This is a genomic window from Roseateles koreensis (genome assembly GCF_028595305.1).
GTDB classification, from domain to species: Bacteria; Pseudomonadota; Gammaproteobacteria; order Burkholderiales; family Burkholderiaceae_C; genus Paucibacter_A; species Paucibacter_A koreensis.
The window spans coordinates 137,116-149,921 of sequence record NZ_JAQQXS010000014.1 but is presented as its reverse complement, the minus strand read 5'-3'; the positions used below and the strand labels follow the sequence as shown (position 1 = coordinate 149,921).

11 protein-coding genes are annotated in these 12,806 nt (G+C 59.8%); 7 read left to right on the top strand and 4 right to left on the bottom strand.

What is annotated here, in order from left to right; all coding sequences use genetic code 11:
* Window positions 1–321, top strand: a 321-nt coding sequence (locus PRZ01_RS15765) for a hypothetical protein (RefSeq protein WP_273597755.1), incomplete at its 5' end; no start/stop codon positions are given.
* Between the two features lie 22 nt (window positions 322–343).
* On the opposite strand, the gene PRZ01_RS15760 is transcribed toward PRZ01_RS15765, so the two are convergent.
* From PRZ01_RS15760 to PRZ01_RS15750, 3 genes are all read right to left on the bottom strand, one after another.
* On the bottom strand, window positions 344–1,666 hold the full coding sequence (locus PRZ01_RS15760) for a hypothetical protein (protein ID WP_273597754.1): 1,323 nt from the start codon (window positions 1,664–1,666) through the stop codon (window positions 344–346).
* Window positions 1,667–1,739: 73 nt separating this feature from the next.
* Window positions 1,740–3,101, bottom strand: a complete 1,362-nt coding sequence (locus PRZ01_RS15755; protein WP_273597753.1) for a PhoPQ-activated protein PqaA family protein — start codon at window positions 3,099–3,101, stop codon at window positions 1,740–1,742.
* A 180-nt stretch (window positions 3,102–3,281) separates the two neighbouring features.
* Window positions 3,282–4,403, bottom strand: coding sequence for a porin (locus PRZ01_RS15750; RefSeq protein WP_273597752.1), 1,122 nt, complete (start codon window positions 4,401–4,403; stop codon window positions 3,282–3,284).
* Between the two features lie 414 nt (window positions 4,404–4,817).
* Here PRZ01_RS15750 and PRZ01_RS15745 point away from each other — a divergent pair, with 414 nt between their 5' ends.
* From PRZ01_RS15745 to PRZ01_RS15725, 5 genes are all read left to right on the top strand, one after another.
* A complete protein-coding gene (locus PRZ01_RS15745) occupies window positions 4,818–5,783 on the top strand; it encodes a LysR substrate-binding domain-containing protein (protein WP_273597764.1) in 966 nt (321 codons plus the stop codon).
* 105 nt (window positions 5,784–5,888) lie between these two features.
* Window positions 5,889–6,524, top strand: a complete 636-nt coding sequence (locus tag PRZ01_RS15740; RefSeq protein ID WP_273597751.1) for an ANTAR domain-containing response regulator — start codon at window positions 5,889–5,891, stop codon at window positions 6,522–6,524.
* Between the two features lie 284 nt (window positions 6,525–6,808).
* Window positions 6,809–8,038 (top strand): CmpA/NrtA family ABC transporter substrate-binding protein, encoded by a 1,230-nt coding sequence (locus tag PRZ01_RS15735; RefSeq protein ID WP_273597750.1) that lies wholly within the window; start codon window positions 6,809–6,811, stop codon window positions 8,036–8,038.
* 14 nt (window positions 8,039–8,052) lie between these two features.
* On the top strand, window positions 8,053–8,976 hold the full coding sequence (gene ntrB, locus PRZ01_RS15730; protein WP_273597749.1) for a nitrate ABC transporter permease: 924 nt from the start codon (window positions 8,053–8,055) through the stop codon (window positions 8,974–8,976).
* A gap of 14 nt (window positions 8,977–8,990) precedes the next feature.
* Window positions 8,991–9,788 (top strand): ABC transporter ATP-binding protein, encoded by a 798-nt coding sequence (locus tag PRZ01_RS15725; RefSeq protein ID WP_273597748.1) that lies wholly within the window; start codon window positions 8,991–8,993, stop codon window positions 9,786–9,788.
* Window positions 9,789–9,837: 49 nt separating this feature from the next.
* Here PRZ01_RS15725 and PRZ01_RS15720 read toward each other — a convergent pair whose 3' ends face one another.
* The gene (locus tag PRZ01_RS15720) at window positions 9,838–11,205 is read right to left on the bottom strand and encodes a type IV pili methyl-accepting chemotaxis transducer N-terminal domain-containing protein (protein ID WP_273597747.1); all 1,368 of its coding nucleotides are present in this window, start codon (window positions 11,203–11,205) and stop codon (window positions 9,838–9,840) included.
* 289 nt (window positions 11,206–11,494) lie between these two features.
* Between PRZ01_RS15720 and PRZ01_RS15715 the strand changes: the two genes are divergently transcribed.
* Window positions 11,495–12,778, top strand: a complete 1,284-nt coding sequence (locus PRZ01_RS15715; protein WP_273597746.1) for an MFS transporter — start codon at window positions 11,495–11,497, stop codon at window positions 12,776–12,778.
* Window positions 12,779–12,806: the final 28 nt, after the last annotated feature.

The following is a 12,806-nucleotide window of genomic DNA, read 5'->3' as shown; positions in this document are numbered from 1 at the left end:
CCCCTCCAGAACTCCCAGAAATCAATATCGATTGGATATCTTCCTGGGAGTTCCGACCATCGGCATTCACCCCAAATCACCAGTGTTCATGCGGGTTGGCGAGGTATTGCAGGTCAGACGAATCAAACCCATCAAATCCAAGATCTTGCGGTGGCGCCGCGGCCAAGCTTCAATCTCACCATCAACATAGACCTTGCCAAAGTACAACGAAGCCAGCACTGCCCGCCCATGGTCTTCGACACTTCAATGGGGGCCTTCAAAAATGAGCGGGCGAACCGCTCGGAGGGGGCGAACACCGCGCGAGGGCACGCAGGCGAGTGAGCCTGAACGGCGCCTTCAAGTGTCAGTTCACCGTCAACTCATCAAGCATTTTCGTAAACGCATTGGCCAGGGGCTCCAGCAGTTCGGGCCCGGTGAGTTCTGCGCGGTCGTCCGGCGTGTGAAAGAAGCGATGCAGCCCGGCCATACCAAAATAGTTGACGTAACCCGCCGCACGCACATCGCGCAGTTCGCCAATCCCTGACTTTTCGGCAAATAGCGGTGTCGCCGCAACGCCTTTGAAAGCCGTCACCGCCTGATTTTGCAGCGACTCGCTCGCCAACAAGACCCGCAACGAAGGATCGGCTTCAGCGCGCATGCGCCACTGCGAGGTCGCCGCGTCATGGGTCCAGCCATAGCAGGCCAACGAGGCGCCCAGATGCAACCATGCTTTGACTTTGTCCGGTGCCGGCGCCTTGGCATGAATGAACGACTCCATGCCGCCATGGCCAATTTCATGCCCCACCGTGCCGACGAAGACAAAATTGGTGGCTCGTTTTTCTTTGGCAACATGGCGCGCCAAAGCCAGGAACAGCGCAATGCCCGGGCCACGCTCACAAGAACTCGTGAACCAACTGCTCACTGGCGTCGATACCACGACGGTGCGGGCAGCGCCGTTGTCAATTCGTCCAATCACGTTGTAACTCGATACGTCTCGCTGGTATTGCATCGACATATCGATGTTCATTTTTTCACCGCTTTGTTGCGCGGCCTCCAACTGCGCGGCAAGCCGAGCCGGCACCACAATCACCGGCACCGGCCAAGGGGCATCCTCCTGATTCACGTTGTAAGTGAATATCGACCCCGCCGGGTTGTCAATGGTCAGCAGAATCGCCAGGGGTTTGTGCGCTGCGACTTCTAAAATTTTCTGGGTGTGCTGCGCATTCAAATAGGCACCGCGTTCATACGGCAATCGCAGCCACGCAAACGCGCCGGTTGATTCATTGGGCGCTTTCAGCGCTGCCTCAAGCTTCAATTGCATCTGCTGCTCTGGTGGCCACCAATGAGGAAACGCCTCACTGGTTTTGCCACCCAAAGTGATGTGAGCCTCGTTCAGCGTCAACTGCCGGCCCATTTGCAGTGCTTGCTTCTCAACGGTGAATCCAGCGGCGGCAAGCTCGCGGCCCATCCAGGCGAGCGCGGATTGCTCGCCCTTAGATCCGTAACGATGCACACCAAAATCACTGTAGGTGCGCACATCGTCATTCAACGTGCCCCCCAAAGACACCGTGCCCTGCGCGCAGGCTGCTCCGGCAAAGCCCAAAGTCAAGACTTGCAGGGCCGTACGGAAACTCGCAGAAATCGGGCGAGTAGATTGAAACAATGATTTCGGCGCGAAGAGGCTCATATCGATCTTTTCAATGATTATGAAACTGGTAGCACGTGGTGCCGCAGCAAATATTTATGCAATTGGCGCGCGCTTACTCAACGATCTCAATCACAGAGCTGATATACCCCGTACCTCCGACGCCAGAATCTTCAACTTCCACATAGTAAGCAAGCTTGAAACCTTCTTTCAATGGCAAGCGCGTGGAATACCCCCCCTCAGCGGCGGTCATCGGTACGGACTGCCACTGTGCTGCCCGCCAGTCGTCTGTAATTTTGTTGTAGGAGTAAAAGGCTTTGACAACAACTGCCGACGCTGGTTTGTCGGTTTTCGCTTGGATAAGCAATTGGTCTCCCTCCAGCGAGTTCTTTGACTCAATCTTGGGAATGCCTCGACTCAAGAATGTATGGGCCAACCACACCCGCCAAGCCGCCAGATGTTTAGGAGAAACCCAGGCATGCTTCACGTTGTCGATGGCAAGATAAGCCTTGTCGCCACGCAACTCCTTCATCATGCTATTGGCCGCCCCAAGCGCAAAGAACTCGTCGTTCGTACCCAACGTAACCAAGTAGTTGGACTTGATTTTATTGCGCCAGATATAAGGGTCAAACTGCTTGATAAGCTCCAAGCCCGTGGGTGTATTGAAAACGCGCAGCACATTTTCAGCAGGCTGGTATCCAGGCCCCAACTTTTCTTTGGCTGGGCCACGCATCATTGGCCCGAATTCAGCAAACTGGCGGGCAACGCCATAAAGAACGTTACCGCCCGTATAGCAAGCAGCCATAATGCCCGCAACACGGTCAGGGTCAACGCCCGTCGCCAAACCCACCGCAACTCCACGCTTTGAACAACCCATGAGCACCGCACGTTCGGCGTGTATGCCGGGCAGCGAATGCATGAGTGTGATGGCGCGCAGATATCCTGTCGTAATCGCGGCGTAGCCGTACCAGCTCAAGTCCCCGGTTTCAACCGCCTTTTTCAACGCGAATCCCATCAGATCATCTTCATCCATTCCCTGGAAATTTTCCGGGGGATTGCTGAAAATCATGATGGGAATATTCAAATCAATCGCGGTAGCTTCGGCATACTGTTCTTCGGTATTCTGCTGCGTCGCGTCAATCGTGTGCTGTGGATTGACGGCGTCATCGAAGAATTTCCTGGCTGTGGCAAATATGCCTGCGCCACCACCGCCCTGGTATCCTTCGGGCACATAAATGCGCGCCGGATGACGCCAAACCATGCCGTGCCAATTTTGGCTAGTGAACTTGAGTTCAACAACCCGCACACTCTTACCCTGCCGGGATTTACTGGGTAGCACAGAGTCCCGCACAATCTGGGTACCCAATGTGCTTTCATCCAGTATTTCTTTCATATTGAAATACTGGGCCGGCCCGCTGTTTGCCGCACTGGCAGAGCCAGCGCAGTGCAATAGTACGGCGAGAATGAACGTGAACACGTGCCGTCTTGTCATAAGAATATTTATTTCTAAATTCAGCAGACTGACAACCCGGGTGCTACCGACGTACTACTACACTTTGGGGACAGGGCTACCGTGAATCGAGTGCGCGAGGCGCATTGACTTTGTGCCCGCCAAAAGCACGGAGGGTGATTTTGGCGGGTTAGCTATGAGACGAACTCAGAAGTTGTGACGAATGCCTGTCGACAAACCGCTGACCCTGCCCTCGGAAGCGGTGCGATTCAATGTCGACAGATTCACTGTCTCCAATCTGTACCCGTCCAAGAAAGCGTTATTGTGGGCCGCCACATACAACTCTGTACGCTTGGACAGATAGTAGTAACCTGCCAAAATCCAAGTGTTCTTTGTGCCGTCGCGGCCGAGCACATTGTTCAGCCCCGTGCCCCGGTCGTTGTAATAGGCCGCCGTAAACCGGGTTTGGGCCGAAGCGTCCCAGGCCACACCCAGGCTGATGATTTCGTTAACTTGCTGGGGGCGACCCAACAAAGTCGCAGAATCCAAAGCATTGTGATAGTAGGCAATATAAGGCTGGACACTGCCAAACTTGACGTTGCCACCAATACCCCAGAATTCGTAGGCAGGCTTGTGACCATTGGCCAGCTGCGCATTGGCGTCAAAGTGTGCAAAGATTGCACCCACATTCAAAGTGCTGGAGGTGTGCGCAATTTCAGCGCTGTAATTGCGGCCGGCCGTTCCTTCGCCCGGCGCTGCGCTGAAGCCAAACTCGATCACATTGGGCTTTTTGTAGCGGAATTTGATGGAATTATCGACTCGGGTGTCGAACCCGTTGTAACGATTAACCCCGAAATACCCGACCGGTGCATAGGCGACGTGGGCCGCACTCAGTTGGTTGACATCCAAGGTCTCGATGGCGCGGTCGGTTGACGAATGGAACTGGCGCCCCGCCGAAAGGACGCCGATGTCGGCCCACCGAAGTCCAACCGTGGCGTTACGATTCCAAAATTTGGGTGACGCCAGGGTGGCACCTTGCCCGGTACCGCCGGCAGTTCCCGTATCCGCGCTGAGCCCCGACTCCAGACGGAACATGGCGCTCATGCCGCCGCCCAGATCCTCGATACCGCTGATACGCAGCCATGAGGCTTTCATCAGGTTATCGGTCACTTCGGTCACGGAACCGTCACCAGGACCCTGATGGTTCTTGACACCCACGCCAACCCCGAGCTGGCCCGCAATTTGAACTGAACTTTGCGCGAAGGATGTGCCTGCACAGCTCGCAATGAGGCCACCAACGAGGAGTGCGCTGGGAATGAGTTTGGTCATGTTGTCTCTTCTATTGTTAAGTTTGAAGTTGAAAGCAGTGGCCATGAACGCCCGTCCATCGCCCATGTTCTCGACGCGCCCGACTTTAAACAGGGGGGGTATTCCTGTAAATTTCTTATTTCTGAATAAGTCATCCGTTTTTCTTATGACTCAAGAACCGACGTCACAGACCTTCGGTCTGGCGCCATCCCGGAGATAGCCCCAGTAACGCGCTGAAGAGCACCGCAACGTCTCAATTCGTATTGCTGCTGCGCAAGATATTCGCAGCATCACTCGATGGATGCGTCCTCTCGCAGCACGACCCTCGTCACATTTTTGCGGCCGTTGGCCCTGCTTTTTGGCGTTGACCGACTGTAGAGGGACGAGGCCATTCATGTAAATTGCTATTTATTGAACTTGTCATATGATATTTTTATGACTAAAGATCAGGACTCGCCTGCCCACCACCGGCGCCTGCGGGGTGACCACCTCCGAATTCGCCATCTGCGGCTGCTTGAGTTCATCGGGCGAGGTGGCTCACTGTCGACAGCGGCCACACATTTGAATCTCAGCCAACCCGCGGTCACCAAGATGCTGCAGGAGCTTGAAGCAGCGTCATCGACGACGCTGGTGGTTCGGGGGGCACGCGGCGCGGCGCTGACGCCGGCGGGACAGCTCGCGTTGGACCGAATGCGGGTTGCGTTGGCGCATTTTGACGCTGCCTTGAGCCCACAAGCGGCCAACACACTTCCGCTCCTGCGCGTGGGCATGTTTCCCCTGTTCGGGCTGGATCTGATCCCGCTCGTCGTCGATGCCCTCGAGCGGCGGGGTTCGCATCTGCGACTGCAACTGCGGGAAGACGCCATTGGCGGTTTGCTGCAGCAGTTAGGCTCCGGGCAAATTGACTGCGCGCTGGGTGGTGTGGACAACACAAGCAGTCAGTTGCAGAACGCGTCCAAGCTGACCATCAAGCCCATGTATGCGGAGGAGTTGGTGGTCGCCTGCGGCACGACGCACCCAATTGCCGGGAAAGTTGAGATTTCTCCTGCGGAATTGATGGACCTTAAATGGGTGCTGATGCCCAAAGGCTCTTACTCACGGGTTGTATTCACGGACATTTTTGACCGCACTGGATTGATCGCGCCGGAGCCACTGGTTGAGTCCGCATCCATGCACACGAACTTGAACATCGTTCGGCAAACCAATTTCTGCACATTGATATCTTCCAGCGCGGCAAATTTCTATGCCCGACATGGCCTTGTTTCTTGCCTGAGAGTTGGCGGCTTCACGGGTCGGGGAAAACTCGCACTGATCAGCAACGAAACGACTCAAAAATATCCACCGTTCTTGGAATTTGAAGCCGCACTGCTTGAGGTAATACACAATCAGACGAAAGCATGAGCCTTGTCCGACGCCCCTGAAATGCCGTGCCAAGTCTGATGCGCCGTTTTGTGAATACCGATTGAGCATGCGGGGAGTCGGCATGAAATTTGCACGACCCTGGGTATGACCTCCCGCCCACGGCCCCCTCCCACGCCGGTCGACACCACGGAGCCGCGCCCCCTGCGCGTGCTGCTGATCAATGACGGCGCCCACCACCTGCAACTCATCCAGCAGGAACTCGTCCGTCAGAACTGCGAGGTGGTGGGGGTCATCGATCAGGCGGCGTTGATTCACGACTGCGTGCTGCGCCTGCAACCGGATGTGGTGATCGTAGATAGCGAATCGCCCTCCCGCGACACGCTGGAGAACCTGGCCACTCTCAACGAGCGCATGCCACGCCCGGTGGTGATGTTCGCCGAAGACGACAGCCCCGCTTGCCTGCGGCAGGCCATGAAGTCTGGCGTCAGTGCTTATGTGGTGGCCGGGCTGCAGGCCGAGCGACTCAACTCGGTCATGCAAGTGGCCATCGTCCGCTTTGAGCAGGACCTGGCCCTGCGCCAGGAGTTGGACCGCACCCGCGCCCAGCTCATCGCACGCAAGTCCATCGAGCGGGCCAAGGGCATTTTGATGAACGAGATGGGCATGGCTGAAGATGCCGCCCACCACCACATGCGCCGCCTCGCCATGGACCGGGGCCTGCCGCTGGCCGAAGTGGCAGAACGCATCATCGACGCGCATTCCCTTTTACGCTCGGGCTGATGCAGCATGGCACCAAAGTAGCGCGTTAGTTCGACGTCAGCGCTTGAAAACCGTGCATGAACAATGCCCAGGCACTGAAAAACACTGGCACGCTTTCTGCATTGGTTCTGATGAAGCCCGCAACGGCGCGGGCTCGCACTTCACAGTACGGACAAAGGCGTCCGACCTCCCTGCCTGCAGCACTTTTGCTGCGGTTTGCGGGTGGTCGAGGCGCCTTTTTTCATGGTCTTTTGATTTTGGAGAACCCAGTCATGCACACGGTGAAACACGCCAAGGAGGGATTGATGAGCGAGCAACGTCGCAAATTATTGGTGGGTGCTGCGGGCAGCGCGCTGAGTACCGGCTTGGCCGCCCTGCCCGGTAGCGGCTGGGCGGCAGGTTCGGACAAGCCGGAGAAGGAAGAAGTGCGCATCGGCTTCATCCCGCTGACCGACTGCGCCTCGGTGGTGATGGCCTCGGTGCTGGGCTTCGACAAGAAGTACGGCATCAAGATCGTGCCCAGCAAGGAGGCCTCCTGGGCCGGCGTACGCGACAAGCTCGTCAACGGCGACCTGGACATGGCGCACGCCCTCTACGGCATGATTTACGGCGTGCACCTGGGCGTGGCTGGGCCTAAAAAAGACATGGCGGTGCTGATGACGTTGAACCAGAACGGCCAAGCCATCACCCTGTCGAAAAAGCTGGCCGACAAAGGCGCGGTGGACGGCGCCTCGCTGTCCAAGCTGATGGCGCAGGACAAGCGCGAATACACCTTTGCCCAGACCTTTCCCACCGGCACCCACGCCATGTGGCTGTACTACTGGCTGGCCGCGCACGGGGTGAACCCACTGAAGGACAGCAAGGTCATCACCGTGCCGCCACCGCAGATGGTGGCGAACATGCGCATCGGCAATATGGACGGCTTTTGTGTGGGCGAGCCCTGGAACCACCGCGCCATCATGGACGGCATCGGCATCACCGCCAGCACCACGCAGGCCATCTGGCCCGACCATCCCGAAAAGGTGCTGGCCAGCAGCGGCGACTTCGTCAAGAAATACCCAAACACCGCCCGCGCCGTGATCATGGCCGTGCTGGAGGCCAGTCGCTGGATCGACGCCAGCCTGCAGAACAAGCTGAAGATGGCCGACACCATCGCCGACAAGTCCTACGTCAACACCAGTGCTGATGCCATTAATCAGCGCATCCTGGGCCGCTACCAGAACGGCCTGGGCAAGACCTGGGACGACCCCAAGCCGATGAAGTTCTTCGACGACGGCGCTGTCAACTTCCCCTACCTGAGCGACGGTATGTGGTTTCTGACCCAGCACAAGCGCTGGGGCCTGCTCAAGGAGCACCCCGACTACCTGGCAACCGCCAAGCAAATCAACCAGATTGATCTCTACAAAGAGGCTGCCAGCGCGCTCAAGATCAGCGTCCCCAAAGACCCGCTGCGCAGCGCCAAGCTGGTGGACGGCGTGGTGTGGGACGGCAAGACCCCAGCGGCCTATGCGGACGCCTTCAAACTCAAAGCCTAAACCAGGAGTTCATCATGGTCAGTGCCGTTTTTCATTCACCTCGCGATTTTGAAGTGCAGGCCCCTGCTGCTGCATCACCACAAACCACGAATGCCAACGCTAACGCCGAAGTTACCGACAAGGCCCGCGCCAAATCAGCCGCCGCATCACAGGCCCAGCGCGCCCTGAAAATGCGCGCCTTCTGGCTGCGCGTGTTGCCGCCCGTGCTGGGCCTCGCCTTGCTGGTGGGCGTGTGGGCCTTGCTGACCCAAAAGGGGGGCTCTTTTCCCACACCGGCAGCCACCTTCGATGCCGCCGTCCAGCTCTTTTCAGATCCGTTTTATCGCAAGGGCCCGAACGACCAGGGCATAGGCTGGAACATCCTCGCCTCGCTGCAACGCGTGGGTCTGGGCTTTGGGCTGGCGGCGGCGGTGGGCATTCCGCTGGGCTTTGTGATCGGGCGCTTCGAGTTTGCCAACCGCATGGTGTCGCCGCTGATCAGCCTGCTCAAGCCGGTGTCGCCGCTGGCCTGGCTGCCCATCGGCTTGCTGGTGTTCAAGAGCGCCGATCCGGCCGCCATCTGGACGCTTTTCATCTGCTCGATCTGGCCCATGGTGATCAACACCGCGATGGGCGTGCAGCAGGTACCGCAAGACTATCTGAACGTGGCCCGCGTGCTCAAGCTGTCAGAGTGGAAGCTCATCACCCGCATCTATTTGCCTGCCGTGCTGCCTTTCATCCTCACCGGGGTGCGGCTGTCGGTCGGCACCGCCTGGCTGGTGATTGTGGCGGCTGAAATGCTGACTGGCGGCGTGGGCATCGGCTTCTGGGTTTGGGACGAATGGAACAACCTGAACGTGGCCCACATCATCATCGCCATCTTCGTCATCGGCATCGTCGGGCTGCTGCTCGAAGCGCTGCTGATGAGCATCGCCAAACGCTTTTCCTTTGACGCCTGAGCTCGGAGAAAACCATGACCGCCTTCATCGAAGTCCAATCCGCCGACATGGTGTTCAACACCCAGAAGGGCCGCTTTCACGCCTTGCAAAACATCAATCTGACGATTGAGCAAGGCGAGTTCATCACCTTGATCGGCCACTCGGGCTGCGGAAAATCCACCCTGTTGAATCTCATTGCCGGCCTGCTGCCCACCACCACCGGCGTGGTGCTGTGTGACGGGCGCGAGGTGAACGCCCCTGGCCCGGAGCGCGCAGTGGTGTTTCAAAACCACTCGCTGCTGCCCTGGCTGAGTTGCTTTGACAATGTGTACCTGGGCGTTGAATCGGTGTTCGGCAGCCGTGAGAAAAAACCGCAGCTCGCCGCACGCGCCCACGCCGCGCTGGACCTGGTGGGCATGTCGCACGCCAGCGCCAAGCGGCCGCATGAAATCTCCGGCGGCATGAAGCAACGCATCGGCATCGCCCGCGCACTGGCCATGGAGCCCAAGGTGCTGCTGATGGACGAGCCCTTCGGCGCGCTCGACGCCCTCACCCGCGCGCACCTGCAAGACGAGCTGCTCAAAATCGTGGCGCGCACGAAGAGCACCGTGGTGATGGTGACCCACGACGTGGACGAGGCGGTGTTGCTGAGCAACCGCATCGTGATGATGAGCAACGGCCCGGCTGCGACCATTGGCGAGATCTTGAGCGTGGATTTGCCGCACCCGCGCAATCGCGTCGAGCTCGCTGAAAACCCGCGTTATGTCAGTTGCCGCAAGGCGGTGCTGGACTTTTTGTACACCCGGCAAGCGCGCTTGCCCGAGGCGGCCTGATAACGCCCCAAGTCAACGGTCCACTTCGGCGCCTCATTTCGGCAAGAGCTCAAGCCAGGATCAGCTGCAGGCTTTGCTGATACTGCACGGTCAGCTGATCCAACAGGGTCAGCAGGGCCTCGCTGCTGCGCGCCAGGCCGGCCGCCGCGCCCTGGGTCTCACGCAGGCTGCGCAAGAGGCGCAGCCATTCGGCTCGCACTTCCGCCAAGGTGGCCCGAATGCCAGGGCTGCTGAGGGGCGCGGCGTCCAGCTGATTCAGGCCGGCTTCAAAGGCGCTCAAGCTGGCGGTGATGGCCAAAGGGTCAACCCCGGTCAGCAAGTCAGCCAGCAAGGCCTGCTTGGCCACCCGCTGCGACAGCATGCGCTGACGGCCGCACAGATTCACCACCTGCAGCGGCCGCCCCGGGCTGGCGGATTCGATCAGGGCGGTCAGCCCTTCGGCCTCTTGCAGCAGCACTTCAGCGGCGGCGTCGGCCTGCGCCAACAGGCCGGGCCGGCCGGGCTGCCCGGCTTCAAGCCGCTGCTTCAACAAGCCCGCCAACTGCGCCCAGGCCTGCGACAACTGCTGCAAACCGTGTGCCGGCTCACCCGTCAGCAAGAGCTTCAAGCGAGCGAGATTGGCCTCAACCCGAGCACAAGACTCGTCTTGCAGCACCTTGGCCCGCCGCACTTCAATGCCAGCCAAGCGCTGTGCCAGCAGTTTGACCAGGCGCTGGGAAAGCATGCGTTGCTGGCCCGCCAGATTGACGGCTTCGGCCATGGTCGCGGCCTGCACCACCGACTGCGCCACCTCGCCCAAGCGCAAATGGGCGTGCATGGCGGTGTCACGCAGCAGCCGATAGGCCTCGGCCTCATCCAGCGACTGCGCGGCCATCAGCAGGCCTTTGGCGCGGTCGGTCCATTTGCGTTCATCGAGGGTGCGGCGGGCGTCGGCCAATTGTTCTTGCAGCGCCTGGCCCTCGGCATGCAGGCGGGCCAAGCGGGCCCACTGCGCGCCCTGCTGGCCGGCTTGCGCTGCAGCCCAGCACAAATGCTGATGCAAGACCGCGGTGGGCGGCACTGCGGGCAGCCACACCTTGAGGCCCAGCGCGGGGCCGTTCTGCAGCAATTCGGGGCTCAACATCGGCGCAATGCACACCGCGGGCAAGGGCAGGCCTGAGGGCAGGCGGACCGACAAATCCGCCAGGGCGGCCAGCATGTCTTGCTGACGCGCCGACTCGACGGGCAGCCAGACCAGCAAAGCGTCCGGGACCTGTTCCAGTGCATCTCGCACCAAGCTGCGGCAATCCGCGTGGGCAACAACGGTGCAATCCGGGGCTATGGCCTCGGCGCTGCCGGCCTCCTGCACCTCACACAGCGTGTGCGAAAACACGAGGATTCGGCGAGGAACAGCGGTTGAAACGGAGGCGTCGGGCATGGCGCTTGAGAGAGGCGTTAGGGGGCTGAAAGCACGCTTTGGAAGCGAGGCTGCCAGCGCGCTCGCAGCATAAGCCACGCCAAGCTCTGAAAGGAGAAACTCCCCAGAGTGGCACGACTATTGCATGAGTGTGGGTGCGGTGCAATGGCGCGCTGCAACCCGGCGGTTTCCTATCGCCAACTTTTCGGCGGTGCTTCACGGCACCCCTTCATCAAATGAATCAGGCTTCGACAAGCGCATGCTTGCCGCGGCCTTTTTGCGTTTTTGTTTTTTGTATTGCGGGCCCATCATGTCATCTACCAGCTCCAAGTTTCTGAGCGCCGGTCATGTGCCGACCCTTTTTGCGGCGTTCTTCTATTTCGCCTTCTCCTGTTGTATCTGGGTGATGAACGGCGCCATGGCGCCCTTCATCAGCGAGACCTTCTCGCTCACTCCCGCGCAGAAGGGCGTGATGTTGTCGGTGCCCATCATTGCGGGCGCGCTGATGCGCTTTCCGCTGGGGGTGCTGTCGCAATACATCGGCCGCAAGAACGCCACGCTGGTGGAGATGAGCCTGATCATCGTCGCGCTGCTGTTCGGCTACTTCTACGTCGAGTCCTTCAACGACATGCTGAAGATGGGCGTGCTGCTGGGCATTGCGGGCGCCAGCTTCGGCGTGGCGTTGTCGCTAGGTTCGGGCTGGTTCCCTCCGCAGCACAAGGGCCTGGCGATGGGCCTGGTCGGTGCCGGCAATGTGGGCACGGCGGTCTCGGTGCTGGTGGCGCCGGTGTTGGCGCAGCATTTGGGCTGGAAGGCCGTGTACGGCGTCGCCGCGGTGGCTTTACTGCTGCCCATGGTGGTGATGATCGTGTTCGCCAAAGAGCCGCCTGACCGCGACTCACACGCCAGCCTGCGCGAGCATGTGGCCTGCTTGTTCGAGAAAGACGGCTGGGTCTTCAGCCTGATCTACGGCGTGACCTTTGGCGGCTTCATCGGCCTGACCACCTTCCTGCCCAGCTACTACTACGATCAATTCAGCGTGAGCAAGGTCCAGGCCGGGCAGCTGACCATGTTGGCAGCCTTCATGGGCGCGGCGGTACGGGTGTTTGGCGGCTGGATTTCAGACCGTTGGGGCGGTGTCAACACGCTCTCCCTGGTGCTGGTGGTGGTGGCCGTGGGCCTGACGCTGGTGGGCCTGGCCGACCACTCGCTGGCGCTCACCACTTTGCTGCTGATTTTGTGCTTTGCGGCGCTGGGCGCGGGCAATGGCGCGGTGTTCCAGCTGGTGCCGCTGCGTTGGCCCGCCAGCACGGCGGTGGCCGGCTCGATGATCGGCGAGATCGGTGCTTTGGGCGGCGGTTTGGTGCCCAACGCGATGGGTTTGTCCAAGCAATATCTGGGCAGCTATCTGTGGGGCTTTGTGCTGTTTGCCGCGCTCTCGCTGCTGATGCTGGGCGTGATGCGGGTGATGCAGATCCGCTGGACACGCACCTGGGCCGAGCGCGGCGGCCGTGCCCGCATCAACCCCAGCCTCACACAGGCCCGCAGCCAAGCCGCGGCCAAGGCCGCCAAAGCTGCCCCGGCTACCCGTTAAGCGTTAAACGCTGAGGGCCGACCCCATG

Coding starts and splice junctions, on each gene's coding strand:
- PRZ01_RS15720 (WP_273597747.1), bottom strand. CDS start 11,205: ATGCCCGACGCCTCCGTTTCAACCGCTGTTCCTCGCCGAATCCTCGTG.
- PRZ01_RS15745 (WP_273597764.1), top strand. CDS start 4,818: ATGACTAAAGATCAGGACTCGCCTGCCCACCACCGGCGCCTGCGGGGT.
- PRZ01_RS15715 (WP_273597746.1), top strand. CDS start 11,495: ATGTCATCTACCAGCTCCAAGTTTCTGAGCGCCGGTCATGTGCCGACC.
- PRZ01_RS15740 (WP_273597751.1), top strand. CDS start 5,889: ATGACCTCCCGCCCACGGCCCCCTCCCACGCCGGTCGACACCACGGAG.
- ntrB (WP_273597749.1), top strand. CDS start 8,053: ATGGTCAGTGCCGTTTTTCATTCACCTCGCGATTTTGAAGTGCAGGCC.
- PRZ01_RS15735 (WP_273597750.1), top strand. CDS start 6,809: ATGAGCGAGCAACGTCGCAAATTATTGGTGGGTGCTGCGGGCAGCGCG.
- PRZ01_RS15760 (WP_273597754.1), bottom strand. CDS start 1,666: ATGAGCCTCTTCGCGCCGAAATCATTGTTTCAATCTACTCGCCCGATT.
- PRZ01_RS15725 (WP_273597748.1), top strand. CDS start 8,991: ATGACCGCCTTCATCGAAGTCCAATCCGCCGACATGGTGTTCAACACC.
- PRZ01_RS15750 (WP_273597752.1), bottom strand. CDS start 4,403: ATGACCAAACTCATTCCCAGCGCACTCCTCGTTGGTGGCCTCATTGCG.